The organism is Nocardia sp. NPDC101769 (assembly GCF_044766925.1).
In the GTDB taxonomy this organism is placed as follows: domain Bacteria; phylum Actinomycetota; class Actinomycetes; order Mycobacteriales; family Mycobacteriaceae; genus Nocardia.
This window is the reverse complement of the sequence record NZ_JBIWMX010000002.1, coordinates 101290-126654: the sequence shown is the minus strand read 5'-3', so window position 1 is coordinate 126654 and position 25365 is coordinate 101290. Positions and strand designations below refer to the sequence as shown.

Annotated in this window: 19 protein-coding genes; 8 read left to right on the top strand and 11 right to left on the bottom strand. The window is 69.6% G+C overall.

Annotated features, from left to right (window positions below):
* Complete coding sequence (gene hutC / locus ACIRRA_RS03520; protein ID WP_402763671.1) at nucleotides 1-756, bottom strand: histidine utilization repressor; 756 nt, start codon at nucleotides 754-756, stop codon at nucleotides 1-3.
* Between the two features lie 198 nt (nucleotides 757-954).
* Here hutC and hutU point away from each other — a divergent pair, with 198 nt between their 5' ends.
* The 5 genes from hutU (at nucleotide 955) to hutH (ending at nucleotide 7937) form a co-directional block, all read left to right on the top strand.
* A complete protein-coding gene (gene hutU / locus ACIRRA_RS03515) occupies nucleotides 955-2625 on the top strand; it encodes a urocanate hydratase (protein ID WP_402762536.1) in 1671 nt (556 codons plus the stop codon).
* A 6-nt stretch (nucleotides 2626-2631) separates the two neighbouring features.
* A complete protein-coding gene (hutI, locus tag ACIRRA_RS03510) occupies nucleotides 2632-3819 on the top strand; it encodes an imidazolonepropionase (protein ID WP_402762534.1) in 1188 nt (395 codons plus the stop codon).
* Entirely contained in the window at nucleotides 3816-4769 is a 954-nt protein-coding gene (gene hutG, locus ACIRRA_RS03505) for a formimidoylglutamase (protein ID WP_402762532.1), read from the top strand. Before hutI ends, hutG begins: the two co-directional genes overlap by 4 nt.
* A gap of 117 nt (nucleotides 4770-4886) precedes the next feature.
* Entirely contained in the window at nucleotides 4887-6314 is a 1428-nt protein-coding gene (locus ACIRRA_RS03500; protein WP_402762530.1) for an amino acid permease, read from the top strand.
* Nucleotides 6315-6353: 39 nt separating this feature from the next.
* Nucleotides 6354-7937 (top strand): histidine ammonia-lyase, encoded by a 1584-nt coding sequence (gene hutH / locus ACIRRA_RS03495; RefSeq protein WP_402762528.1) that lies wholly within the window; start codon nucleotides 6354-6356, stop codon nucleotides 7935-7937.
* Between the two features lie 9 nt (nucleotides 7938-7946).
* Here the strand turns inward: hutH and ACIRRA_RS03490 are convergent, their stop codons facing one another.
* The 5 genes from ACIRRA_RS03490 to ACIRRA_RS03470 form a co-directional block, all read right to left on the bottom strand.
* The gene (locus ACIRRA_RS03490; RefSeq protein ID WP_379383748.1) at nucleotides 7947-9176 is read right to left on the bottom strand and encodes an acyl-CoA dehydrogenase family protein; all 1230 of its coding nucleotides are present in this window, start codon (nucleotides 9174-9176) and stop codon (nucleotides 7947-7949) included.
* Between the two features lie 76 nt (nucleotides 9177-9252).
* A complete protein-coding gene (locus ACIRRA_RS03485; RefSeq protein ID WP_402762526.1) occupies nucleotides 9253-10632 on the bottom strand; it encodes an alpha/beta fold hydrolase in 1380 nt (459 codons plus the stop codon).
* A gap of 360 nt (nucleotides 10633-10992) precedes the next feature.
* On the bottom strand, nucleotides 10993-13593 hold the full coding sequence (locus tag ACIRRA_RS03480) for a DNA translocase FtsK (RefSeq protein WP_402762524.1): 2601 nt from the start codon (nucleotides 13591-13593) through the stop codon (nucleotides 10993-10995).
* Nucleotides 13594-13809: 216 nt separating this feature from the next.
* Nucleotides 13810-16671 (bottom strand): BTAD domain-containing putative transcriptional regulator, encoded by a 2862-nt coding sequence (locus ACIRRA_RS03475; protein WP_402762522.1) that lies wholly within the window; start codon nucleotides 16669-16671, stop codon nucleotides 13810-13812.
* A gap of 126 nt (nucleotides 16672-16797) precedes the next feature.
* A complete protein-coding gene (locus ACIRRA_RS03470) occupies nucleotides 16798-17415 on the bottom strand; it encodes a TIGR03085 family metal-binding protein (RefSeq protein WP_402762520.1) in 618 nt (205 codons plus the stop codon).
* Between the two features lie 248 nt (nucleotides 17416-17663).
* Here ACIRRA_RS03470 and ACIRRA_RS03465 point away from each other — a divergent pair, with 248 nt between their 5' ends.
* Both ACIRRA_RS03465 and ACIRRA_RS03460 read left to right on the top strand, forming a co-directional pair.
* Nucleotides 17664-18053, top strand: coding sequence for a DUF4189 domain-containing protein (locus ACIRRA_RS03465; RefSeq protein WP_354839364.1), 390 nt, complete (start codon nucleotides 17664-17666; stop codon nucleotides 18051-18053).
* A 38-nt stretch (nucleotides 18054-18091) separates the two neighbouring features.
* Entirely contained in the window at nucleotides 18092-18652 is a 561-nt protein-coding gene (locus tag ACIRRA_RS03460) for a hypothetical protein (protein ID WP_402762517.1), read from the top strand.
* 223 nt (nucleotides 18653-18875) lie between these two features.
* On the opposite strand, the gene ACIRRA_RS03455 is transcribed toward ACIRRA_RS03460, so the two are convergent.
* Both ACIRRA_RS03455 and dapA read right to left on the bottom strand, forming a co-directional pair.
* Complete coding sequence (locus tag ACIRRA_RS03455) at nucleotides 18876-20861, bottom strand: ribonuclease J (protein ID WP_402762514.1); 1986 nt, start codon at nucleotides 20859-20861, stop codon at nucleotides 18876-18878.
* Nucleotides 20858-21766, bottom strand: a complete 909-nt coding sequence (gene dapA / locus ACIRRA_RS03450) for a 4-hydroxy-tetrahydrodipicolinate synthase (RefSeq protein ID WP_402762511.1) — start codon at nucleotides 21764-21766, stop codon at nucleotides 20858-20860. The genes ACIRRA_RS03455 and dapA overlap by 4 nt, the downstream gene beginning before the upstream one ends.
* 146 nt (nucleotides 21767-21912) lie before the next feature.
* Between dapA and ACIRRA_RS03445 the strand changes: the two genes are divergently transcribed.
* The gene (locus ACIRRA_RS03445) at nucleotides 21913-22362 is read left to right on the top strand and encodes a hypothetical protein (protein WP_402762508.1); all 450 of its coding nucleotides are present in this window, start codon (nucleotides 21913-21915) and stop codon (nucleotides 22360-22362) included.
* A 4-nt stretch (nucleotides 22363-22366) separates the two neighbouring features.
* Here the strand turns inward: ACIRRA_RS03445 and ACIRRA_RS03440 are convergent, their stop codons facing one another.
* From ACIRRA_RS03440 to ACIRRA_RS03430, 3 genes are read right to left on the bottom strand one after another with little or no spacing between them, the layout of a single operon-like run.
* Entirely contained in the window at nucleotides 22367-23413 is a 1047-nt protein-coding gene (locus ACIRRA_RS03440) for a hypothetical protein (protein ID WP_402762505.1), read from the bottom strand.
* A complete protein-coding gene (locus ACIRRA_RS03435) occupies nucleotides 23400-24692 on the bottom strand; it encodes a sensor histidine kinase (protein ID WP_402762503.1) in 1293 nt (430 codons plus the stop codon). Before ACIRRA_RS03435 ends, ACIRRA_RS03440 begins: the two co-directional genes overlap by 14 nt.
* Nucleotides 24689-25357, bottom strand: coding sequence for a LuxR C-terminal-related transcriptional regulator (locus ACIRRA_RS03430; RefSeq protein WP_402763668.1), 669 nt, complete (start codon nucleotides 25355-25357; stop codon nucleotides 24689-24691). Before ACIRRA_RS03430 ends, ACIRRA_RS03435 begins: the two co-directional genes overlap by 4 nt.
* Between the last annotated feature and the right edge of the window lie 8 nt (nucleotides 25358-25365).

The window sequence follows — 25365 nt, the reverse complement described above, 5'->3', positions numbered from 1 at the left end:
TCAGGAAGTCTGCGCGTCGAAGGTTCCCGCGAGCCGGTAGCGGGAACCGGGATGCAGCAGCCGCGCCGAACTGACCAGCCGATCCTCCGACCACGTACGACGTCGGATCAGCAGACACGGCTCCGACTCGGTGAGCCCGAGCAGGGCACACTCGTCGGGGGTCGGCAGCACCGCCTCCACCACATGCTCGCCACGACCGAGCGGAGCGACCGACACCAGATACGTGTTGGGTGTCGTGGTCGTGAAGTCCTGTTCCAGATAGCGCGGCGCGAACTCGGGATTCACGAAGCGATCCTCGAGCTGGATCGGCAGTCCGTCCTCGAAATGCACCAGCTTCGAATGGAATACGGTGCTGCCCTCGGCGACGCCGAGATCCTGCGCGATCACCGAATCCGCCGGGCGCTGCTCCAGCGACACCACCTCGGCCCGATGCCGGTGGCCCCGGTCCCCGATCTCGTCGGCGATATTGCGCACCTCGACCAGCGCCGAACTGACCTTCCGCTCGGCCACGAACGTGCCGACACCGGTCAGCCGGACCACCAGACCGTCGGCGCTCAGCTCCCGCAACGCGCGATTGATGGTCATGCGCGACAGTCCCAGCGCACCGACCAGCTGATTCTCCGACGGCAGCAGCTCGCCCTCCCGCCAGCGCCCCGAGACGATCTGCTCCGTGATCAGATCCTTGACGCGCTGATACGCCGGGGCTGCTCCACGGCCGCGAGCCCGATACAGCGACGCGATATCCACCTCGTCCATCGCCACATTCGTCACCTGCTCCACATCCTGCCCATCGGTGGACACCCGCCCGTTCGGGCCCAAGTGTATCGGCGCTCCGGCGGGGGCCCCGCAGCGGTCAGGTGTCTCGGATCCGAGAATCTCTCGCGCCGACGCTGTTCCAGGCATCGAATCCGGGGTGTTATGGGCGTCACGATCAGCCCATACACAGGAGTCCCGATGACCACCAATCCCACGTCCGGCCCCCGCCCGGTCCGTGCACCGCGCGGCACCGAACTGAACTGCCTCGGCTGGCAGCAGGAGGGCGCCCTGCGCATGCTGATGAACAACCTCGACCCCGAGGTCGCCGAGCGACCCGACGATCTGGTCGTCTACGGCGGCACCGGCCGCGCCGCCCGCAGCTGGGCGGCCTACGACGCCATCGTGCGCACGCTGACGACCCTGAAAGACGATGAGACGCTGCTGGTTCAGTCCGGCAAGCCGGTCGGCGTGATGCGCACCAGCGAATGGGCGCCGCGCGTCCTGCTGGCCAACTCCAACCTCGTCGGCGACTGGGCCAACTGGGAGCAGTTCCGCAAGCTCGAGGCCGAGGGCCTCATGATGTACGGCCAGATGACCGCGGGCTCGTGGATCTACATCGGCAGCCAGGGCATCCTGCAGGGCACCTACGAGACCTTCGGCGCGGTGGCGCGCAAGCGTTTCGGCGGCACCCTCGCCGGCACCATCACCCTGACCGCCGGCGTCGGCGGCATGGGCGGCGCGCAGCCGCTCGCGGTGACCATGAACGACGGCGTGGCGCTGTGCGTCGACGTCGACGTCACCCGCATCGATCGCCGCATCGCGCACGGCTACCTCGACACCAAGGCCGAAAGCCTCGAAGCCGCACTGGAACTGGCCGTCCAGAAGCGCGACGCGCGGGAACCGCTGTCCATCGGCGTGGTCGGCAATGCCGCGGAGATCTTCCCGCGCCTGCTCGCCATGGGCGCGCCGATCGACATCGTGACCGACCAGACCTCGGCCCACGACCCGCTGTCCTACCTGCCGATCGGCGTCGACGTCGCCGACTGGCACCGCCGCGCCGCCGAGGATCCCGCCTGGTTCACCACCGAGGCCCGCAAGTCCATGGCCGCCCACGTCGAGGCCATGGTCGGCTTCCAGGACGCCGGCGCCGAGGTGTTCGACTACGGCAACTCCATCCGCGACGAGGCCCGCAAGGGCGGCTACGAGCGGGCCTTCGAATTCCCGGGATTCGTGCCCGCCTACATCCGGCCGCTGTTCGAAGAGGGCCTGGGCCCGTTCCGCTGGGCCGCCCTGTCCGGCGACCCGAAGGACATCGCCGCCACCGACCAGGCCATCCTCGAGCTGTTCCCGGAGAACGAGCACCTCAAGCGCTGGATCACCATGGCCGGGGAGAAGGTCCACTTCGAGGGCCTGCCCGCCCGTATCTGCTGGCTCGGCTACGGCGAACGCCACCGGGCGGGACTGAAGTTCAACGAGATGGTCGCCTCCGGGGAGCTGTCCGCGCCGGTCGCCATCGGCCGTGACCACCTCGACTCCGGTTCGGTGGCCTCCCCCTATCGCGAGACCGAGGCCATGGCCGACGGCTCCGACGCCATCGCCGACTGGCCGCTGCTCAATGCCCTGGTCAACACCGCGTCCGGGGCATCATGGGTGTCGATCCACCACGGCGGCGGAGTCGGCATGGGCCGTTCCATCCACGCCGGGCAGGTGTGCATCGCCGACGGCACCGAACTGGCCGCCCGCAAGCTCGAGCGGGTGCTGTCCAACGATCCCGCCATGGGCGTGATCCGCCACGTCGACGCCGGCTACCAGCACGCGGCCGATGTCGCCGCCACGCGCGGCGTCCGAATCCCGATGCAGGAGAACTGAACTCACATGCACAACGAATCCGGGCAGTGGACGGTCGTCGACAATATCGGCGCACTGGTGACCAATGATCCCGAGATCGGCGCGGGCCCGCTCGGCGTGATCCGGGATGCCGCGGTGGTGCTCGGCGACGGCCTGATCCAGTGGGTCGGCCCGCGGGCGCGTCTGCCCGAGGGCAGCGCCGGCGCCCGGGTGGATCTGGAAGGCCGTGCCGCCCTGCCCGGATTCGTCGACAGCCATGCGCATCTGGTGTTCGGCGGTGAGCGGTCGGAGGAATTCGCGGCCCGCATGACGGGTGCGCCCTACAGCGCGGGCGGCATCCGGACGACCATCGCGGCGACCCGGGCGGCCACCGACACGGCGCTGAGCGCCAATGTCGCCCGCCTGGTCGCCGAGGCCCTGCGGACCGGAACCACCACGATCGAAACGAAGTCGGGCTACGGACAGACCGTTGCCGACGAGTTACGGAGCCTCGAGATCGCCGCCCGGCACACGTCGGAGACGACCTTGCTGGCGGCGCACGTCACACCGCCGGAATTCGCCGGGCGCACCGACGATTACGTGCGGCTGGTCATCGACGAGATGATTCCCGCGTGCGCCCCGCACGCCACCTGGATCGACGTCTTCTGCGAGGAGGGCGCCTTCGACGCCGATCAGTCGCGTGCCGTGCTCGAGGCCGGTATCGCGGCCGGGCTCACGCCGCGAGTGCACGGCAACCAGCTCAGCTACGGCGCCGGTGTCCAGCTGGCGGCCGAGCTGGGCGCGGCCTCGGTCGATCACGTCACCTACACCACCGGCGAGGACATCGAGGCGCTGGCGGCGAGCACCACGGTGGCCACCCTGCTGCCGGGGGCCGACTTCTCCACGCGCAACAAATATCCCGACGCGCGGGCCCTGCTCGACGCGGGCGTGACCGTCGCCCTGGCCGCCGACTGCAATCCGGGCACGTGCTACACCACGAGCATTCCGTTCTGCATCGCACTGGCCGTGCGCGAAATGCACATGAGCCCTGACGAAGCCGTGTGGGCGGCGACCGCGGGCGGCGCGGCGGCCTTGCGGCGCAACGACATCGGATGCATCCGGATCGGCGCGCGCGCCGATCTGATCGCACTGGACGCACCCTCGCACCTGTACCTGGCATACCGGCCGGGAGTGGCGCTGGTGCGCGAGATCTGGAAGGACGGACACCGGCTGTGACCGCTGTCGATCATCCGCCCGCCCCCTGGTCCGGTCGCGACGACGGCCCGGGTCCGGCACATCTGCGCTGGCACAGCGCGATATCCCCGTTCACCCCCGAAACCCCGCCCGGGGCAAGCGTTCTGGTCGGATTCCGCAGCGATGAGGGGGTCCGTCGCAACAAGGGGCGGACCGGAGCTGCCACCGGCCCGGCCGCCCTGCGGCAGGCACTGTCGTCCATGGCGCTACCCCGCCCGGCACGCGTCATGGACGCCGGTGACGTGGCGGTCGAGGACGGGGATCTCGAATCCGGGCAGCGGCGACTGGGCGCGGTGGTCACCGAACTGCTCGACGGCGGGCATTTCGTGACGGTGCTCGGAGGCGGGCACGAGGTGGCCTACGCCAGCTATCTCGGCATCGCCTCCGTGGCCGCGGCCGGGGCACGACTGGGCGTGCTCAACCTCGATGCCCATTTCGATCTGCGCGCCGACCCGACGCCCAGTTCCGGGACACCGTTCCGGCAGATGGCCGCGGACGAGGCGGCGGCCGGGCGGGTGCTGAACTATGCCGTGCTCGGCATCTCGCAGCCGAGCAACACCGTGGCATTGTTCGAGACCGCCGCAACGCTGGGAGTGCGCTATCGGCTCGACGAGGACTGCACCGCCGCGGATATGCCCGGGGTGCGGGGTTTCGTCGAGGAGTTCCTGGCCACCGTCGATGTCGTGTATCTGACCATTGACCTGGATGTGCTCCCCGCGCCCGTCGCGCCGGGCGTCAGCGCCCCGGCCGCGTACGGCGTGCCACTCGAGGTGATCGAGAGGGTGTGTGACCTGGTCGCGGGCAGCGGCAAACTGGCACTGCTGGATGTGGCGGAGCTGAATCCGGATCTCGATATCGACCACCGGACCGCGCGCACCGCCGCTCGGCTGATCCACCGGATCGTGACTCGGCGCGACGGCCAACTAAATTAGTTGCCGTTGTGTAACTGCACACTCTTGACACAGTTGTATATACAGCCCTATACATATGTGAACGCACTCACAATCCCTGTCGGGCTGCGTTATGAACAACACCAGGGAGTCCGATCCGTGAAAGACATCTCCTCGACCCTGACCCGGGGTCTCACCGCCCGCCACATCCGATTCATAGCACTCGGTTCGGCCATCGGCACCGGCCTCTTCTACGGATCGGCCGAGGCGATCAAACAGGCCGGCCCTTCGGTACTGCTGGCCTACCTGATCGGCGGGGCCGTGATCTTCATCGTGCTGCGGGCGCTGGGCGAAATGGCGGTCCGCAACCCGGTGTCCGGTTCGTTCGGTGAGTACGCCAGCCAGCACATCGGTCCACTGGCCGGGTTCATGACCGGCTGGACCTACATCTTCGAGATGGTCATCGTGCTGCTGGCCGACACCACCGCCTTCGGGGTCTACATGGGGTTCTGGTTCCCGGATGTCCCCCGATGGATCTGGGTGCTGGCGATCGTCTTCTTCATCGGCGCGATCAACCTGCTCAACGTCAAGGTGTTCGGCGAGCTCGAGTTCTGGTTCAGCCTGATCAAGGTCGTCGCGATCATCGCCATGATCGCGGGCGGAACCGCCGTGCTGATCTGGGGATTCGGCATCCATGACACCAGCACGGGCCTGTCCAACCTGCACGCCGGCGGCGGATTCTTCGCCAACGGCGTGGGCGGCTTCCTCGGGTGCTTCGCGATCGTCATGTTCGCGTTCGGCGGCTCGGAGATCATCGGCGTCACCGCGGGCGAGGCGGAGAATCCCGAGAAGACGATTCCGCGGGCGATCAACACCGTCCCCGCGCGCATCATGCTGTTCTACGTCCTGACCCTGACCGTGATCATGGCCGTCACGCCGTGGAACCAGATCGGCGACGAGGGCAGCCCGTTCGTGCAGATCTTCAAGAGCCTGGGCATGGGGTCGGCGGCGACCGTGCTGAACGTCGTGGTGATCACGGCGGCCCTGTCGGCGATCAACAGCAACATCTTCGGCGCGGGCCGGATGATGTACGGCATGGCCCTGCGCGGGCAGGCCCCGGCCGTGATGCGGCGGGTCTCCCGCAACGGTGTGCCGTGGATGACCGTCGTGATCATGGTGTCGGCCCTGCTGGTCGGCGTGATGCTCAACTATCTGATTCCGGACCGGGTCTTCGTGGTCATCGCCTCCATCGCCACCTTCGCCACGGTCTTCGTCTGGCTGATGATTCTGGTGTCCCACTTCCGCTCGCGCCGGCAGATGAGCGCGGCCGAGGCGGCCGAGCTGAAGTTCCCGGTGCCGCTGTGGCCCTACCTGCCGATCTTCGCGATCGCGGGCCTGGCGTTCGTGATCGTCCTGCTCGCCTTCGACGCCGACACCCGGGTGGCACTCATTGTCGGCGCCGTGTGGCTGGTCCTGCTCACCGCCGCCTACCGGCTGTGGTGCCGGCCCACAAGCGAGCCCGCCCCGGTGGCCCCCGCTGACCAAGCGCCGGGGATCAACCCCTCTCTGACCGCAGACCTTCTCTGACCGCAGACCTCTATCAACCGCAGATTGGACAACACCACGATGAGCTCGAACACCCTCCGCCTTTCCGAAGAGCACACCTTGGCAGCGGGCGACGTCGAAGTCGGCGTCGGCGCGCTCACCCCCGAGGACGTGGTCCGGGTCGCCCGTGGCAATGCCACCGTGCGGCTGTCGGAGGACGCGCTCACCGTGATCGCGGCGAGCCGAACCCGGATCGAGGCGCTGGCGGCCGACCCGAAACCGGTCTACGGCGTATCGACCGGTTTCGGCGCCCTCGCCACCCGGCACATTCCGCTGGAACTGCGAACTCAGTTGCAGCGCAGCCTGGTTCGCTCCCACGCGGCCGGTTCCGGGGCGGAGGTCGAGCGTGAGGTGATCCGCGCGCTGATGCTGCTGCGGCTGTCCACGCTGGCGACCGGCCGGACCGGCGTGCGCGTGGAGGTCGCCCAGGCGTATGCGGCGCTGCTGTCGGCCGGGATCACGCCGGTGGTGCACGAGTACGGAAGCCTCGGCTGTTCCGGCGACCTGGCGCCGCTGGCGCATGTCGCCCTCGCGGTGATGGGTGAGGGCATGGTCCGCGATGCGGACGGCACGCTCATGCCCGCCGCGCAGGCGCTGGCCGCGGCCGGCCTCGAGCCGGTGGTTTTCGCCGAGAAGGAGGGCCTGGCGCTGATCAACGGCACCGACGGCATGCTCGGCATGCTCGTGCTGGCCTGCCACGACCTGCGCCGGCTGCTCCGCCTGGCCGACGTGACCGCTTCGATGAGCGTCGAGGGCCTGCTCGGTACCGACAAGGTGTTCGCCGCCGACCTGCAGGCCCTGCGCCCGCAGCCGGGTCAGGCGCTCGCCGCCTCGAATATGGTTCGGCTGCTGCAGGGTTCGGGCATCGTCGCGAGCCACGCGACCCCCGACTGCACGGTGGTGCAGGACGCCTACTCGCTGCGCTGCGCCCCGCAGGTCGCCGGCGGCGCGCGCGACACCCTCGCGCACGCCGAACGGATCGCGTCGTACGAACTGTCCAGCGCCGTGGACAACCCGGTGGTCACCCTCGACGGCCGGGTGGAGTCCAACGGCAACTTCCACGGTGCGCCGGTGGCCTACGTGCTGGACTTCCTGGCCATCGTGGTCGCCGACGTGGCCAGCATCAGCGAGCGCCGCACCGACCGCTTCCTGGACCGGGCCCGCAACCACGGCCTGCCGCCGTTCCTGGCCGATGATCCCGGCGTCGACAGCGGCCACATGATCGCCCAGTACACGCAGGCCGCGATCGTCTCCGAGCTCAAGCGCCTGGCTGCGCCCGCGAGCGTGGACTCGATCCCCTCCTCGGCGATGCAGGAGGACCACGTGTCGATGGGCTGGTCGGCGGCCCGCAAACTGCGCCGCGCCGTCGACGGCCTCACCCGGGTGCTGGCCATCGAGGCCCTCACCGCGGCCCGCGCCCTGGATCTGCGGGCTCCGCTGGAACCGTCCCCCGCGACCGCCGCGGTCCGCGACCGGATTCGCGAGGCGGTCGAGGGACCGGGCGCCGACCGCTACCTGGCACCGGAGATCGAAGCGGTCGTGCAGCTGGCGGCCTCGGGCGAGTTGCTGGCCGGCGCCGAATCCGTGGTGGGCCCGCTGTCCTGAGCGCGGGGGTTACCCGCCGAGCAGGCCCTTGGCGATGTGGGTGACCTGAATTTCGTTGCTGCCCGCGTAGATCATGAGCGACTTGGCGTCGCGGGCGAGCTGCTCGACCTTGTACTCGGCCATGTAGCCGTTGCCGCCGAAGAGCTGCACGGCCTCCATGGCGACCTCGGTGGCGGCGCGCGAGGAGTACAGCTTCATGGCCGAGGCCTCGGCGAGGGAGACCTTCTCGCCCGCGGCGGTGCGCTCGATGGCGTTGAACACCATGTTCTGCACATTGATTCGCGCGATCTCCATCTCGGCCAGCTTGAGCTGGATGAGCTGGAACTGGGCGATCTCCTTGCCCCACAGCTTGCGCGACTTGGCGTAATCGACGCTGAGCCGGTGGCATTCGTTGATGATGCCCAGGGCCAGCGAGGCGATGCCGATGCGCTCGGCGGCGAAAGACTCCTTGGCGCTGTCCTTTCCGTCGCCCTTGGCCGGATTCTCGGTTTCGCCGAGCAGCCGGTCGGGGGTGATGCGGACATTGTCGAAGAACAGTTCGCCGGTGGGCGAGGAGTTCATGCCCATCTTCTTGAAGGCGGCGCTCTGGGTGAAGCCGGGCATGCCCTTGTCGAGCACGAAGGTGAGCACCTTGCGGTCGCGGCGGTCGGTGCCGTCCTCCTCGTCCAGCTTGGCGTAGACGACGGTGACATCGGCGTACGGACCATTGGTGATGAAGGTCTTCCGGCCGTTGAGGATGTAGTCCTCGCCGTCGCGTCGGACGTAGGACTTCATGCCGCCGAAAGCGTCTGAGCCCGAATCGGGTTCGGTGATGGCCCAGGCGCCGACCTTCTCGAAGGTGACCAGCTCGGGCAGCCAGCGCTTCTTCTGCGCCAGGGTGCCGCGGCTGCGAATGGTGCCGACGGTGAGGCCGAGGCTCACGCCCATCGAGGCCACCAGGCCCAGGCTGATGCCGGCCAGCTCACTGTTGAGGATCACGCCCATGCTGCCCGATCCGCTGAACCCGCCGCCGGACTTGCCCGGCTTGTTCTCGGCGCCGCCCTCTTCCCGCGCGAAGGCCTTCTCCAGGCCTTCCCGGGCGAGCTCGTCCAGGCCGAAGGTCGCGTACAGCTTGCGGATGGTGTCGAAGGGCGGCAGCGCACCACTTTCCAGCTGCTCGACGTTGGGCTTGATCTCCTTGTCGATGAATCCGCGCAGGGCGTCGCGGAACATCAGGTCTTCGTCGGACCACTGGTACATGTAGTGAACTCCCGAGGGCTCGCCGGAACGGTTACCCCCGAATATAGAACACGTTCTACTTGGGTTGCCGTGGAGATCAGCCCGGGACTTCGGTGGGCGGGTTGGGGGTGGTGATGGGCGCGGCCGGTGCCGTCGTGAGGGTGACATCACCGGATTCGAGGTAGCGCACGACCGCGGCGTCGACGGGCACGTTGCCGCGGCCGAACGAACCGTGGTCGGTGCCGTCGACCCAGACGAGGGTGCCGTTGAGGGCGGCGGCCATCGCGGGCCCGCCCGCAGCCGGGGTGGCGGTGTCGCGAGTGCTCTGCACGATCAGCGGGCGGTTCGCCAGGCCCGCACCATCGACGCGGATGCGATCGGCCGAGGAGGGCCAGGCACCACAGAACGCGCCGGCGGCCTGCAATCGCGAGAAGAAGGCGAAAATGCTGGTGCCGGAGACGAAGTCGCCGATCGCGACCGGGACGGCGGCCGGGTCCGGGGTGCCGGTGTCTTCGTTGCAGGTGATCGCGTCGTACATCCACTGCCCGGTCGGATCCAAGGCGGTGCGCTGGGTCAGATAGGTGAAGAATTCGGTGTGCCGGGGGTCGGCGCGGTATCTGCGCATTCCCTCGGCGAAGGCCGGCCACAGGTTGCGTGCGTACACCGCGGTCGAGGCGGCGGCATAGGTCGGACTGGTCGTGCCACTCGGATGCCGCGCGGTCTGCACCAGATTCGCGACGCGCCCCGACACCTCGTCCGCACCGGGCGTCTGCCCCGGCGCGGTGAGCGCACCGCCCGCACCGCCGAGCGTCGGATCGAGGCGGGCCAGCCAGCCGCCACCCTGCGCGTCGACCTGCCGAACCCATTCGGCGGCAACGGTATTGCGGGTATCGCCCAGGCCGTAGATGGAGTCGTTGGCGGCGATCCAATCGAACAGTTCGGTGAACCCTGCCTCCCGGACCTGCCAGCCCTGCGCGAACTGCTCCCGCCAATCCCACTGCGGATTCACATTGCCGTCCAGCACCAGGTGATCGACGTGCGGACCGAACAGGGTCGCGTACGCCGCACCCAGGAACGTGCCGTACGAGCCGCCGTAGAAATCGATCCGGTCGACACCGAGAGCCTGCCGCGCCTGGTCCAGATCGCGCGCGAGAGTCTCGGTGGTGATGGTGCGCGGATAACCGGGATCGGCACTCTCGCACGCGGATCGATCGGTCACCGGAATGATGACCTCGGTGGTCGTCTTACACTGCAACGGCGTCGCCCACCGCAGCCCCCGCGGCTGCACCGCGATCTCATCGAACTCCCGATGCAAGTCGGGCACCGTCACATTCCGTGGCGCCCAGAACCCGAGCGCATCCGCCCCCGGCCCACCCTGCCCAGCGAACAACACCCCACGCTTGTGCGCCGAATCGCCGGCCGGAATCCGACTGACCGTAATGTCGATATGCCGCCCATCCGGCACGGAATAATCCATAGGCACCGACAGGCTCGCACACTCGGCCTCCCCCGCCTTTGCCTCGGCCGGACAAGGCCCCCAATGCAATTCGCCACCTGTATCGGCGTCTGCCGCGGGCGCGACCACAACGGCCACTACCCCGCACGCCACCACAGCAGCCGTCCGCAACCACCGTGCCGAGTACGCTCCACCCATCACGGCCCCCTCCCCGAGACGCGACCGAATCCGCTGCCACCCTATCCTGCGCCGAACCATCTTGTCCGCCATGGTGATTCCGCGATTCCTCGCGGCTGGATGCGCGGCATCGGAAACGTGGCGCAGTGGTCGTTGCTATCGGCAAGGGCGATCAGGTAACCCCTCGCGCTCGAGGAGCAGGCGCTAAAGGCCCTCGGGCTCCGAATCATCCGGGGCAGGCGGTTCGCCGCCACCGCCTCGGATGGTCCAGAGGAGGCCGTCGAGTTCGTCGGGTTTGATGAGGACGTCTCGGGCCTTGGAGCCTTCCGACGGGCCTACGACGCCTCGGGTTTCCATGAGATCCATGAGGCGGCCGGCCTTGGCGAAGCCCACGCGGAGTTTGCGTTGCAGCATGGAAGTGGAACCGAATTGGGAGGTGACGACCAGTTCGATGGCCTGCAGCAGCAGGTCGAGGTCGTCGCCGATGTCGGGGTCGACGTCCTTCTTCTCGCCGGGCTTGGCGGCAGTGACGCCCTCCTGGTAGTCGGGTTCGGCCTGGGTCTTGGCGAAGTCGACGACGGCGGCGATCTCCTCGTCGGAGATGAATGCGCCCTGTAGACGGGTCGGTTTGTTTGCGCCCATGGGCAGGAACAGGCCGTCACCCATGCCGATGAGCTTCTCCGCGCCGGGCTGGTCCAGGATGACGCGCGAGTCGGTCAGCGACGAGGTCGCGAAGGCCAGGCGGGACGGGACATTCGTCTTGATCAGACCGGTGACGACGTCCACCGAGGGCCGCTGGGTGGCCAGCACCAGGTGAATGCCTGCGGCACGGGCCTTCTGGGTGATGCGGACGATGGCGTCCTCGACATCACGCGGCGCGGTCATCATGAGGTCGGCGAGCTCGTCGACGATGGCCAGGATGTACGGGTAAGGGCGGTACACCCTTTCGCTGCCCAGCGGCGCGGTGATCTGGCCGGACTTCACCTTCCGGTTGAAGTCGTCGATATGGCGGACCTTGCTGGCCTGCATGTCCTGATACCGCTGCTCCATCTCCTCCACCAGCCAGGCCAGCGCCGCCGCGGCCTTCTTGGGCTGGGTGATGATGGGGGTGATCAGGTGCGGAATGCCCTCGTAGGGCGTCAGTTCCACCATCTTGGGGTCGATGAGGATCATGCGCACCTCATCGGGGGTGGCCCGGCACAGCAGCGAGACCAACATGGAGTTGACGAAGCTGGACTTACCCGAACCGGTCGAACCGGCCACCAGCAGGTGCGGCATCTTGGCCAGATTGGCCGCCACGAACTCGCCCTCGATGTTCTTGCCCAGACCGATCACCAGCGGATGGTGGTCGTTGCGGGTGCTCGAGGCCTTCAGCACGTCGGCCAGGCGCACCAGTTCGCGGTCCGCGTTCGGCACCTCGATGCCGACGGCCGACTTGCCCGGAATCGGCGCCAGCAGACGGACATTCTCGGTCGCCACCGCGTAGGCGATATTGCGGGCCAGGGCGGTGATCTTCTCGACCTTCACGCCGGGACCCAGCTCGACCTCGTAGCGGGTGACCGTCGGGCCGCGCACGAAACCGGTGACCGCGGCGTCGATCTTGAACTGCACGAGCACCTCGGTGATGGCCTCGATCATGGATTCGTTGGCCGCACTGCGCTTCTTCGGCGGGTCGCCGTCGGTGAGCAGCGACAGCGACGGCAGCGTGTAATCGCCGTCCACCTCGCGGTCGGTGACGAACTCCAGCTGCTGCGGCTCCGGCGGCGGCGGGGTCTGGTCGACGACCTTCGCTACGGCCTTGCGCGGCTTGGGCTTCGGCTTCTCCTCCGGCGCGGCGATGTCCTTGGCGTCCTGCAGCGGCGGCTCGCCGATGATCTCCGTGGTCGCGTCGGAACCCGCGAACTCGTCGGTCGGATAGTTCTCCGACGGGGTACGGCCGCGGCGCTTGCGCACCTCGGGACGGTGCATCGGGAAGCCATCGGCGTCATAGCTGTCGGGGTCGTAGAGGCCGTGTTCCTCGGAGTAGCTCTCGTATTCGTCGCCGCCCGCGCCGGTGCCGAAGATCTCGCGCAGCCGGGCGGGCACATCCCGCGCCTGGGTGCCGGTGAGCAGCAGCAGCCCGAAACCGATGGCCAGCATGAGCAACGGCACCGCCAGGAAGGCGCTCAGCCCCTCACCCAGCGGACCACCCACCACATAGCCGACGAATCCGGCGGCGTGCGCGCGACCGTGCGCGTCGGACGGCGAACCCGCCGCCAGATGCCACAGACCCAGCACCGGCAGCCCGGCCAGCAGACCGCCCAGCACCAGCCGGGGCCGGATCTCCGGCTGCGGCTCGGTCCGCATCAGAATCACCGCGATGGCCACCGCCACGAATGGCAGTGCCGCCGAGGCGGATCCGGCCACCCCGCGCACGACGGCATCCACCCAGTGCCCGACCGGGCCGCCCGCCGACATCCACACGGCCGCCGCGATCACGAAGGCGAAAGCCACCAGCCCCAGCGCGATCCCATCGCGCCGATGCCCGTGCTCGATCTCCCCGGCCCGGCTGACCGTCCGCGTCGTCGCGCCCAGCCCCCGCGCCATCATGGTCCAGCCGCTGGTGACGCCCCGCCGAACCACCGCGAGCGGCGCGGTATTCGATCCGCGCCGCGGTGCGGGCCGCCGCGCCGGCGCCTTCCGTCCCGCTCCCCCGCGCCCCCTCGCGGGGGTGCGTGGGCTGCGCGCGCGGGCCTGTGCAGGAGCCTGCCCCCGCGTAGCCCCCGCTCGCGAACGTGACGTTCCGGTGCGGGCCTTACCTGCCATGCGTCCCAGGCTAGCCGCAACAGCACCACCCGGACCATCCGCAACACCCGGCCCACCCGAATCAGAAACTGTGGCGCTCACGACCAAAAACCGGCATCGACGGCGCGATCACCCGCCTCGAAGCGACCCGAAGCCACCCGTCACACTACGACGGGCCCCCGCTGTTCCGGCTCATTCGCGCGCCAGAAAACCGCCACGGCCTGCAGCGGGACCGGATCAGCGGGTCGCCGGGAGCGCGGGGCCGGCGGTCCAGGTGGTCAGGGCGGTGTCGAAGTCCGGGATCTGGGTGCTGGCGGTGCGATAGCACTCGGCGGCGTCGAGGGTGCGGCCCAAACGGCGCAGGGCCGTGTAGCGGACCAGGAGGTTGTGCGTGTGGGCGGCGCCACCCGCCGAGATCCTGGTGGCCTCGGCACGTTCGGCGTGCTCGGCGGCCTGGGCGTAGCGGCCGGCGGCCAGATCGGCCCGGGCGGCACGGGCGTGGATCACCGACTCGAAGCGGGTGTTGCCGAAGCGGCGGGCGGTGACCAGGGCGGCATCGAAAAGGTGGGCGCCGCGATCGGCGTCGCCCTCGCTGCTGAGAATCCAGGCGGCCTCGGTCAGGCCCCACACCACATTGCGGCGCACACCGGACTCGTTGTCGCCGACCACCGCCCGGGCCGCGGCGGCCAGGGAGTCGCGGTTGCGGCCGGCCGCCGAATAGGCCCGGGCGAGCAGCGAATACGCGACGCGAACGCACTCGGAGCTGTCGGCGCGACGGTAGTACGTGAGGGCGGTCGCGAAATGCGTTGTGGCGCGGGCCGGGTCGCCGTCGTGCAGGGCGAGCACACCCGCGAAGCCCTGAATCGCGCCGGAGGTCCAGGGATCGATATCCGGATCGTCGTCGGCGAGCAGCCCGCGCACGTGCACGGCGGCACCGTGCGGCTCGTCCAGTTCCGCGGCCAGCGCGAAGACCAGCGCCAGCCGGGCGCGGCGGGCCGCCACGATGTCACCGTCGGAAGTGATGGCCTGCACCAGCTCTTCGAGGACCTTGACCAGGTCGACGGTGGCGTCACAGGCCAGCCCCGTCTCGGCGACGGTCAGCGCCAGGTCCGCAGCCAGCACCCGATGCCGGGGCGTCCCCGCGACCGCCAGCCGATAGACGGCGGCCAGATTACGGCGCTCGATGGTCAGGAAATCGCGGGTCGAGTCCAGATCGTCGAGGCGGGTGCCGGGGTGCCCGGTCGATGCGAGGCGCAGCCGCAGACCCGGATGCCGCACGCGCAGCACCGTTTTCATGGTGGCCAGGTAGTAGTCGAGCAGGAGGGCGGCGACATCGAGTTCGCGCTCACGGTCGGGGCGGCCGAGCGCGAACAGGCGCATCAGGTCGTGATAGTGGTAGCGGCCCCGGCCGACCGATTCCAGCATGCCGCGATCCACCAGCTCCTCGCACAGGTCCTCGGCCATCGATTCGACGGTGTCGAGGACCGCGGCGGTGGCGGCCAGCGAGAGTTCGGGCAGATCGGCGACGGCGAGCAGCCGGAAGGCCCGCGCCGCGTCCGGCGGCAGTTGCTCGTAGCCCGCACGGAAGGCGGCCGTCAGCGCCAGGTCCCCGGCCCGGAAGCGGTCCAGGTCATGGCGTTCGGCCGCGAGCCGGTCCGCCTCGGAGACCACCGTCCACTGCGGCCGGGCCGCCACCCGCGCGGCCACGATGCGCACCGCCATGGGCAGCAGGCCGCACAGTTCCACGATGCGGCGCACCGCGTCGGGTTCGGCCGCGACTCGCACCGCGCCGACGATGCGGGTGAACAGGGTGACGGCCTCCCCTGGTTCGAGCACCGTCAGGGCCGCGGACCGCACACCGGGCAGGGCGGTGAGCGGGCGGCGCGCCGTCACCAGCACCGCGCAGCCGGACTCCCCCGGCAGCAGCGGCGCGACTTGCGCTGCGTCGCAGGCATTGTCGAGCACGATCAGCAGGCGGCGGCCGCTGCTGGCGGACCGGAACAGCGCGGCCCGCTCGGCGACGCCGACCGGAATCTCCTTCTGCGCCACGCCCAGTGCGCGCAGGAACGCGCCCAGCACGTGCTCGGGTTCGGCCGGCGTCGCGCCCGCGCCGAACAGATCCACGTACAGCTGGCCGTCCGGGTACAGGTCCCGGATCCGGTGTGCCACATGCAGCGCCAGCGCCGTCTTGCCGACCCCGCCCATGCCGGAGATGGCCACGATCGGCCGGGTCGCGCCGAGCACGACGCACAGATCGCGCACCAGATCGTGACGTCCGGTGAAATCGGCGGTGTCGGGCGGCAATTGGGCCGGCCGGGGCGCGACGACGGTGATCGGCGCGGTCTCCGATGCCACGGTGGGCAGCTCGTCGGCCAGGATCTGGCGGTGCAGCTCCGCCAGCGCCGGTCCCGGCTCGATGCCCTGCTCGGCCACCAGCAGCCGGCGAATGCGCTGATATTCCTCGAGCGCCTCGGTGCGGCGGCCCGCCCGGTAGAGGGCCGTCATCATGAGCCCGCGCAGCCGCTCGCTGTGCGGATCACCGGTGATGAGCGCGGCCAATTCGGCCGTGGCGTGCGAGAAGTCGCCGCGTTGTACGGCGAGCTCGAGGAGGTCTTCGGTGAGGACACGATGCAGCCGCCGCAGCCGTGCGCGTTCGGCCGCGGCCCACGGCCCGGGCACGCCGGTCAGCGGATCACCCCGCCAGGCGCCCAGCGCGTCACGCAGCGCGGCGTCGGCGATCTCCAGACAGCCGGCGGCCCGCGCCTCGGCCGCCTCGCCGCGCAGCCGGTCGATGCGGTCGACATCCAGGTGCAACGGCCCGTCCAGGCGATACCCGCGCGCTTCCGACGACAGCAGCACCGTCTGCTGTGCGGCCAGATGCTTGCGCAGCGCCCATGCGTAATTCCGGAGCGCGCCCACCGCCGAGCTCGGCCGTTCGGCGCCCCAGATGCCGTCCAGCAGTTCCTCGACCGACACCGTGCGCCCGCGCGCACACGCCAGGATGGCCAGCGCCGCCTGCAGTTTGGGTGGCATGGGCGGAATCGGCACGCCATCGGCCGTCAACTCGACCGGTCCGAGAACCGCCAGTTGCCAAGACATTGCCTACCACCTCATCACACACGGGCCGCTGCCGAGGACGCAAGCTACCGCTCGACGCGTGATCGTTTCATGACCGGTGTGCGCGCTGCCACTCCCGCCGGAGCAATGCTCCCGCGGCCGGGTAGGTCAGACGCTGCGGTCGAGGGCGTGCACCAGTGCCACATCGTCCGGGGCGCCGGTGGCCTCGAGCCGAACGGCATTGCGGCCGAAGGCATGCAGCAGCAGCTCCGACGGCGGTCCGGCCAGCACCACGGTGCGGTCACCGGCCTGGCGGGCGACGGTGCGGTGGCCGTCGGGCGTGGAGAGCGCGACAGTAACCGGCGATTTGCGATATGCCATGCGCGCCAAACCCGTCAGCACCTTCCAGAGCTGGTTCTCATCGGCGGCGGACAGGGTGCGCGGCTCCCAGCCGGGCGCGGCGCGGCGGACGTCCTCGTGGTGGACGAACATCTCGGTGGTGTTCATCAGCGAGTCGACCGGGCGCAGCAGGAACGGCGGGCCGCTGCGCACCTCGTCGAGCAGGTCGGCGAACGGGCGCCGAGTGACCTTGCGCTGCACGCGGTCCAGATAGGAGGCGAAGGGCTTCAGCAGGATACCGGGGGCGGCGTCGGGGCGGCGTTCCCGGACGACCAAGTGCGCGGCCAGGTCTCGGGCCGTCCAGTCGCCGCACAGCGTGGGTGCGTCCGGGCCGGCTTCGGCCATCGCCTGAACCAGGGCCTGGCGCTCCCGTTGAGCCAAAGTCATAAGGGGAACCTTAGTCGGGGATGTCCGAATGTGCACAGCGGCGTTAAGCGAACCACCCGGTCCTCCATAAGGGCGGGAGTTGATCGTGATCACCGCGTCCGGTTGTGCCAGTGCGGTCGGGCGCGGCGCCCCCGCTCGAGGACGCCGCACAAAACACAGATCCGGGTTGGCGTCAACCTTTCCGTATCGGTAGCTTGATCCCTCGGTCCATAGGGTCGTGGATCCGAAAGCACAAGAAGGGCAACACTTTGAAGAAGATTGTCAGCGGCGCAGCCGTGATGGTCGCGGCCGCCGGCTCCCTGCTGGCCGCGACCGCGGCTCCGGCCAATGCCTACCAGGACTATTACTACGGCGCCATCGCGCTGTCGCCGTCCACCGGTCATATCGGCTACTCCTATGACTATTCCGACAGCCCCTCGGCGCAGAACGCCGCCATGAGCTCGTGCCCCCAGGCCGACTGCCACATCGTGGCGCGCTTCGCCAACGGCTGCGGGGCGATCGCCTACTCGTCGCGCGACGGCTACTACACCTTCGGCGCGGCCTCCTCGCGCAGCGCGGCCAAGAGCCAGGCGCTGGGCCGGAACTCCGGCGACGCCACCATCATTCACTGGAACTGCACCACCGGCTACGAGCTTTAATCCGACGGCGCCATTCCAAAACAACGGGGAGAATTTCGTTGAAGCACAACATCCTTCGCGCGACCGCCGCGCTGATGCTGGCCACCTCGGCCTTCGGCCTGGTGGCCTGCAGCAAGTCCGATGACAGCACCAAGGCCGCGTCCACCACCACCGCGGCCGCCCCGGCCGGCAAGTTCGACGGCAGCACCGAGGGCGACGGCAAGATCACCGGCGCGGCCCCCGCCCCCACCACGGTCGCGGATCTGCCCAAGCCGACCGTGCAGGACCTGAACGACAAGGTCACCAAGGCGTTCGACCCGTCCATCGACTCCAAGACCAAGACCGACTGGATCGAGGACGCCGCCCTCGACCCGCAGCTGGCCCAGAAGCTGGTCGACGCCGCCAAGGCGAACAACGTCACCATCAAGATCACCAATGTCGGCGACCCTGCCAACGGCAAGCTCAAGGCCGACGCCGACGTCACCATCGACGGCAAGCCGGTCCAGAACGCCACGGTCTCCTTCGTCGCCGACGGCAGCGACTGGAAGATCGACCACAACTACGCCTGCAGCATCGTCAAGGCCGCGAAGCTCGACTCGGCCGCCTGCCAGGATAAGTAGAACTCTTGTAGTTCCCGCCCCAGGCGGAGTGTTGTTCCTGCCCCCGGCGGAATGCCCTCCGGCGGAGGAACCCTGGCGGTAGACCCGCCCAGTTTTTCCCGCCCCCGACAGCCGGACTGTCGGGGGCGGAGCTGTCTTCACCGTGGATTCGGCTGTGCGACAGGCGAAACCGCCCGAGCAGCGGAATGCGCTCGGGCGGTTCAGTTTTCGGTTGTGCGCCGGGTCAGACGCCGATGACCGTGGGGACGATCATGGGGCGGCGGCGGTAGGTCTCGGCCACCCAGCGGCCCACCACGCGGCGGACGGACTGGGCGATGCGGTGGGTGTCGGTGACACCCTCGACCGCCAGGCGGTGCAGTTCGTTCTCGACGAGTTCCTGGGCGCCGGAGAGCGCCTCGGGGTCGTCGGAGAAGCCGCGGCCGCTGACCTCCGGTGTGCTGACGGCCTTTCCGGTGGCCGAGTCGACGGCGACATTGATGGAGACGAAGCCACCCTCGCCCAGGACCAGGCGGTCGGAGAGGGTGGACTCGCCGACGTCGCCGACCGAGAGGCCGTCCACGTAGACCTGGCCGACCGGGACGCGGCCGGAGATGGAGGCGATGCCGTCCACCAGGTCGACCACCACGCCGTTCTCGGCCAGGATGACCCGCTCCTCGGGCACGCCGGTGGCCACCGCGAGCGCGCCGTTGGCGCGCAGATGCCGCCACTCGCCGTGCACGGGCATGGCGTTGGTGGGGCGGACCGCGTTGTAGAGGTAGAGCAGCTCGCCCGCCGAAGCATGGCCGGAGACATGGACTTTCGCGTTCTGCTGGGTGACGACCGTGGCGCCCAGGCGGGCCAGGCCGTTCACGACCGCGAAGACCGCGTTCTCGTTGCCGGGGATCAGCGAGGAGGCCAGCACCACCAGATCGTCCGGGCGGATATTGATCTGGCGGTGGTCGCCGCGCGCCATACGCGACAGTGCCGACAGCGGTTCACCCTGCGAACCGGTGGAGATCAGCACCAGCTTGTGCACCGGCAGGTTGGCGGCCTGATCAAGATCGACCACCAGGCCGTCCGGGATGTCCAGATAGCCGAGGTCCTGCGCGATCTGCATATTGCGGACCATGGACCGGCCCACGAAGCAGACCCGGCGGTCGTAGCGCTGCGCCACGTCCACCACCTGCTGGATGCGGTGCACGTGAGAAGCGAAGGAGGCCACGATGACCCGGCCCTTGGCCTTGCCGATCACATTGTCGAGCACCGGGCCGATCTCGCGCTCGGGCGTGACGAAGCCCGGCACCTCGGCATTGGTGGAGTCGACCAGGAACAGGTCCACGCCCTCGTCGCCGAGGCGGGAGAACCCGGCCAGGTCGGTGAGGCGGCCGTCGAGCGGCAGCTGATCCAGCTTGATGTCACCGGTGTGCAGCGCGATGCCCGCGGGGGTGCGGACGGCCACCGCGATGGCGTCGGGGATCGAGTGGTTGACCGCGAAGTACTCGCAGTCGAACGCGCCGTGCCGGGTGCGCTCGCCCTCGGTGACCTCGATGAGGTTGGGCTGCAACCGATGTTCGCGGCACTTGGCCGCCACCAGGGCGAGAGTGAACTTCGCGCCGATGACCGGAATGTCGCGCCGCAGGCGCAGCAGGAACGGCACCGCGCCGATGTGATCCTCGTGCCCGTGGGTCAGGATGACCGCGGCGATATCGTCCATACGGTTCTCGATCGGACCGAAGTCGGGCAGGATCAGGTCCACGCCGGGCTGCTGATCCTCCGGGAACAGCACACCGCAGTCGACGATCAGCAGCTTGCCGTCGTACTCGAAAACGGTCATGTTGCGGCCGATTTCACCGATGCCGCCGAGCGCGAACACCCGCAGGCCGCCCTTGGGCGCCCTGGGCGGGGTGCCCATCGCGTGCGGATCGCGCGGGGCCGGGGCCGGCTCGCGATCGCGGCCGCCCTGCCGGGACCGGCTGCCGCCGCGGCGGGTGCGGTCACCGCCGCGGCCGCCACGACCGCCACGCTCCCGAACCGGTTCGGCCGCAGCCGATTCCGTGCGCGGGGCGGCGGCTTTCACTGATTCCTGCGGCGCGGCAGCGGTGCTCGCCTGTGCGGCGGGTTCGGCCTGGGCCGGAGCCGGCGCGGGCTGCACGGGAGTCTCCGGAGCCGGGGCGGGCGCACCGGCGGCGCGGCTGGCGGTACGGCGGGGGCGACGAGCGGGGCCGGTCATGCAAGCACCCCCGCCGCGCGCAGGTCCACCGCGAGTTCGTCGAGTTGATCCTGGGTCGGCATGAGTTGCGGCAGCCGTGGTTCCCCGGTCTCGACGCCGAGCAGGCGCAGCGAACCCTTGGTCATGGCGACCCCGCCGAGGCGGGCCATGGCCCGGTTCAGCGGGGCCATGCTCACATTGATCTCCCGGGCCCGCTGCACATTGCCGGCGCGGTAGGCGTCGACCAGGGCGCGCAGGCGGTCCGGCACGAGATGGCCTATGACACTGATGAATCCGGTCGCGCCGACCGACAGCCACGGCAGGTTGAGCACATCGTCGCCGGAGTAGAAGGACAGCCCGGTCTCCGCGATCAGCTCGGCGCCGGCGCCCAGGTCGCCCTTGGCATCCTTGACCGCGACGATGCGCGGGTGCTCGGCGAGGCGGCGAATGGTGTCGGTGGCAATGGGAACCACCGAGCGCGGCGGAATGTCGTACAGGGTGACCGGCAGGTCGGTCGCGTCCGCGACGGCGGTGAAGTGGGCGAACAGACCGTCCTGGCTGGGACGCGAGTAGTACGGGGTGACGACCAGCAGGCCGTGCGCGCCCGCGCGTTGCGCGTTGCGGGCCAGTTCGATGCTGTGCGCGGTGTCGTAGGTGCCGGCGCCCGCGATGACGGTGGCGCGGTCGCCCACGGCGTCCACGACGGCGCGCAGCAGATCGAACTTCTCGGACTCGGTGGTGGTCGGCGATTCCCCGGTGGTGCCGGAGACGGCGAGCAGATCGACGCCACCGTCGATCAGGCGGGCGGCCAGCGCGACACCGGCATCGACGTCGAGCTTGCCTTCGACGGTAAAGGGGGTCACCATCGCGACACCTACTGTGCCGGACGCGTGCAGCTCGGTTCGCGTCGATTCACCGTTCGTCATAGTCAGAAGGCTACAGCCTTGCCGGAACGGGTTTTGCATCGTTATACCCGAACCGTGCCCGGCGCGATGGTGATTCGCATCAAGCGCCCACTTCTGGCGTCAGAAGTTTCCTTGAATGACGTCAGCGACGACGTCACACTGGTGTCATGGATCTCAACAAATACACCGCCCAGCTGCGCGAGAACCTCATCGCCGCCGCAGCACTCGGCGATGAGAAAACCCACGCTACGGCCGCCGCCCTGGCCGCCGCCACCGAGCACTCCGCCCGGCTGGTGTTGCTGGCCGCTCTTTCGGAACTGGCCGCCGAGGTGAGCGCGACCCTCCCCGACCGCACGGTGCACGTGTCGGTCGACGGGACCGACGCCCACATCGACGTGCGCAAGACCGCGGGCGAAGAGGAACACCCCACCTTCGACGAGGTCACCGGCGACATCAGCCGGGTGACGCTGCGTCTGGTCGAGCAGATCAAGGCCCGTGCCGAGGAGGCGGCCGCGCAGAGCGGCCAGTCGCTGAACTCGTGGCTGTCGACCACCGTTCAGTCCGCGCTGCGCGACCAGATGAAGCGCGGTGGCCCGGGCCGCTGCGACGCTCCATGACCGCTCAATCGGTGATGGTCGTGACCTTGCCGTCGGTGTCGATCTCGGTGCGGCGGTCCTCGTCGGGGGCCGTCGCCAGCACGGTGGCGAGTACGTGCCGCCCCAGCGGCAGCACCCGGACCGTGATGCGGCCGGCATTGATGGCGTCGAGTTCCCTTGTGGCGGCATCGATCACGCGCTTGCGGACCCATTCGGGGACGCCCGTGAAACCGCCGTCGTCGAGGAGCACGACCTCCACGCCACGCGCCCGCGCACCCCGGGCCGCGCCGCTGAGCTCGTCGGTGACCAGCTGCGGTGCGCGCAGGCCGTCGCGGAGTTCGGCTTCCAGCAGCCGGCACTCCTCACGTTCGGCGGCGGTCAGCTCCGCGCCGTCGGCGATGCGTTCCAGGATCGGCCGGGCCACCCGGTCCAGGCGGGCGAGCTGACGCGTGCGTTCACTGTCGGCGGCGGCCATGGTGGCCTCGGCCGCGGCGCGCATCATGGCGTCCTCGCGCAGGATGCGCAGCGACCGCTGCATGGGGCGCATGACCGCGGTGAACACCGAGATGGCGGTGACGGTGCCGACCGGGACCAGGGAGCCGACCAGGGTGCCGGGTTGCAGATGGCCGCCGATCAATCCGATCGACACCAGCACCGTCGCGACGGCCGTAACGCCGACCCAGGCGGTGCGAATCCGGCCGCGCAGCACCAGGACCGCGAGGACGTACGAGGACGCGAAGGCCGACCACACCGTCTCGTGCACGAGATCGTGTTCGGGCGTCATGACGGTCAGCGTTGTGGCGATCGGCGGCGCGGCGGCAGCGTACAGCGCGACCGGGATCGGCAGCGGGTCAACCGGAATCGCGGTGACGAGCGCGCCCGCGCTGAGCATGAGCACCAGGCTCGCGAACGCCGCCCACAGCGGGGACTCGCCGAAATTGCGCATCATGTACAGCGCGATCACGGCTTCCAGGATCAGCAGGAACAGCCAGGCGGCGCTGCCGCGCAAGCCCAGCAGATCGCGCAGCCCGAAGCGCGGGTCCAGATCGAGCGGGTGGTCAGCGGGAACCATCGCCACCCCACACGAGAGTCACGGTGGTGCCTTCGCCCGGTTGGGTTTCAACGAACGCCGAGCCGCCCGCGAGCTGACGCATGCGGCCCAGGATGCTCATGGAGATGCCGAGCCGGTCGGCGGAGACGGCGGCGAGGTCGAAGCCCGCGCCGTCATCGGTGAAAACGATGCGGATGCTGCCCGCGCTGACGGTTGCGGTGACAGTGCGGCGTACCTCGCGGCCCGCAACGGCGGCGTGGCGCAGGCTGTTTCGCACGGCCTCGGTGAGGGCGGCGGCGATGGTGCTCGCCGAGTGCACGGGCATGCGCAGGTCGTCGTAGCCGGGCCAGGTGCGGGTGGCGAAGCGAACGCTGGGATTGATCTCCTGCACAGCGGCTCGCAGGAACAGCACAGCCGAGCGGGCATCGAGCAGGTCGGGATCTCTTTCCTCGCCGCGGCATTCGTAGAGCTGCTCGAGGGTGCGTTCGGCTTGGCGTTGCAGCACATCGGATTGGGTGCCAGCGCGTGACGCTTCCAGGAGGGTGGAGAGCACGGCGTCGTGGATGAGCGCGGCGAAGCGGGCGCGTTCGCGGGCGCGGGCCTGCGCGGCGGCCTGGGCGGCGGCGCGGCGGCTGGCAATCGCCGACTCGCGATCGACGCGGGCGGCGGCGCCCGTGGCCGCGGTGCCGCACCAGACGCACAGGGCCGCCAAACCCGCTTCACGCAGGAAGTTCTCGCCCACATTCTGTGGGGTCGCCGCCGTCACCGTGTACACCGTGGCCGTGGCCGCGGCCACGGAGGTGCCCAGCAGGTAGGTCACGGTCAACCGGGTGGGCCAGGCGAGGACCGCCGCGGTCACCGCCACCGGAGTCACCCGGTACAGCCATACCGTCGTCGAGTCGACGGTATGCATTTCCAGCCCGAACGGGATGGAGGCCAGCGCGCCGAGGAAACCGACGGCGGCACAACCACAGACGAAGCGGGTCGCGCGCGGCCCGGAGACCGCGGACACCACGGCGATCACCGGATACCAGCCGAAGGCCAGCACCACCGCGGTCACCGTCCACCACGCGGGCGCGTACCGGCCCTGCTCCGCGGCCTCCGGCAGTTCCACGCCGCCGAAGATCATCCCCGCGATACCGATGGAGATGCCCAACCGCCGCATGATGCGGTCGTAGGCGGCGGTGGCCGGGTCCTCCCGCATGCTCAGGCGGCTGCGCAGGCGCTGGGTGAGTGCCGCGAGGGACGGCAGCATCGGCCGGGGTGCGGCCGGGGATTCCAGGGCGCCCGAGGCGGTCATGTGCGCGGATTCCGCTCGGGAACGGGCAGCCACCCGTCCTCGACGGCCCGCTTGTACAGATCGGTCTTGGTGGGGGCCGGGCGGCCGGCGTCTGCGTACTTCTGCCGGATGCGGCCCAGGTAGTCGTTGACGGTCTGCTCGGACAGGCCGGTCATGCGCGCGACCCGCGAGGCCTTCTCCCCCGACGCGTACAGCTGCAGTACCTGCTGCTGGCGTGGGCTCAGCCCGACATCGGACAGCTGCGGGTCGCCGTCGATGGCGGCGGCCCAGTCGGTGGTCACCACCTGTTCGCCGTGCGCGGCGCGGCGCACGGCCGCGACCACCGTCGGCATGTCCTCGGACTTGCGCACCACACCCAGCACGCCCGCCCGCGCGGCCGACCGGACCAGGAACGGGTTGTCGGCCCCGGTGAACACCAGCACCTCGATCCCCCGCGCCCGCAGCGCCCGCACATTGTCATCGGGTGAGGACCCGTCCGCGAGCCGCAGATCCAGCACCACCAGATCCAATCGCGGCCCCGCCGAGAGCAATTCCGCCACGGTCCCCGCCGTGATCACCAACTCCAGATCGGCTTCGGGGGCCAGCATGGCCGACAACCCGATCGCCACCGACTCATGGTCCTCGACCAGCCCGATGCGGCGTATCCCCGACTCTTGCGCCTCCACGGCGGCCG

What these genes read in the sequence shown, in the direction of transcription:
- hutC (WP_402763671.1), bottom strand. Translation starts at nt 756, where the DNA reads ATGGACGAGGTGGATATCGCGTCGCTGTATCGGGCTCGCGGCCGTGGA.
- hutU (WP_402762536.1), top strand. Translation starts at nt 955, where the DNA reads ATGACCACCAATCCCACGTCCGGCCCCCGCCCGGTCCGTGCACCGCGC.
- hutI (WP_402762534.1), top strand. Translation starts at nt 2,632, where the DNA reads ATGCACAACGAATCCGGGCAGTGGACGGTCGTCGACAATATCGGCGCA.
- hutH (WP_402762528.1), top strand. Translation starts at nt 6,354, where the DNA reads ATGAGCTCGAACACCCTCCGCCTTTCCGAAGAGCACACCTTGGCAGCG.
- ACIRRA_RS03490 (WP_379383748.1), bottom strand. Translation starts at nt 9,176, where the DNA reads ATGTACCAGTGGTCCGACGAAGACCTGATGTTCCGCGACGCCCTGCGC.
- ACIRRA_RS03485 (WP_402762526.1), bottom strand. Translation starts at nt 10,632, where the DNA reads ATGGATTATTCCGTGCCGGATGGGCGGCATATCGACATTACGGTCAGT.
- ACIRRA_RS03480 (WP_402762524.1), bottom strand. Translation starts at nt 13,593, where the DNA reads ATGGCAGGTAAGGCCCGCACCGGAACGTCACGTTCGCGAGCGGGGGCT.
- ACIRRA_RS03475 (WP_402762522.1), bottom strand. Translation starts at nt 16,671, where the DNA reads ATGTCTTGGCAACTGGCGGTTCTCGGACCGGTCGAGTTGACGGCCGAT.
- ACIRRA_RS03470 (WP_402762520.1), bottom strand. Translation starts at nt 17,415, where the DNA reads ATGACTTTGGCTCAACGGGAGCGCCAGGCCCTGGTTCAGGCGATGGCC.
- ACIRRA_RS03455 (WP_402762514.1), bottom strand. Translation starts at nt 20,861, where the DNA reads ATGACCGGCCCCGCTCGTCGCCCCCGCCGTACCGCCAGCCGCGCCGCC.
- dapA (WP_402762511.1), bottom strand. Translation starts at nt 21,766, where the DNA reads ATGACGAACGGTGAATCGACGCGAACCGAGCTGCACGCGTCCGGCACA.
- ACIRRA_RS03445 (WP_402762508.1), top strand. Translation starts at nt 21,913, where the DNA reads ATGGATCTCAACAAATACACCGCCCAGCTGCGCGAGAACCTCATCGCC.
- ACIRRA_RS03440 (WP_402762505.1), bottom strand. Translation starts at nt 23,413, where the DNA reads ATGGTTCCCGCTGACCACCCGCTCGATCTGGACCCGCGCTTCGGGCTG.
- ACIRRA_RS03435 (WP_402762503.1), bottom strand. Translation starts at nt 24,692, where the DNA reads ATGACCGCCTCGGGCGCCCTGGAATCCCCGGCCGCACCCCGGCCGATG.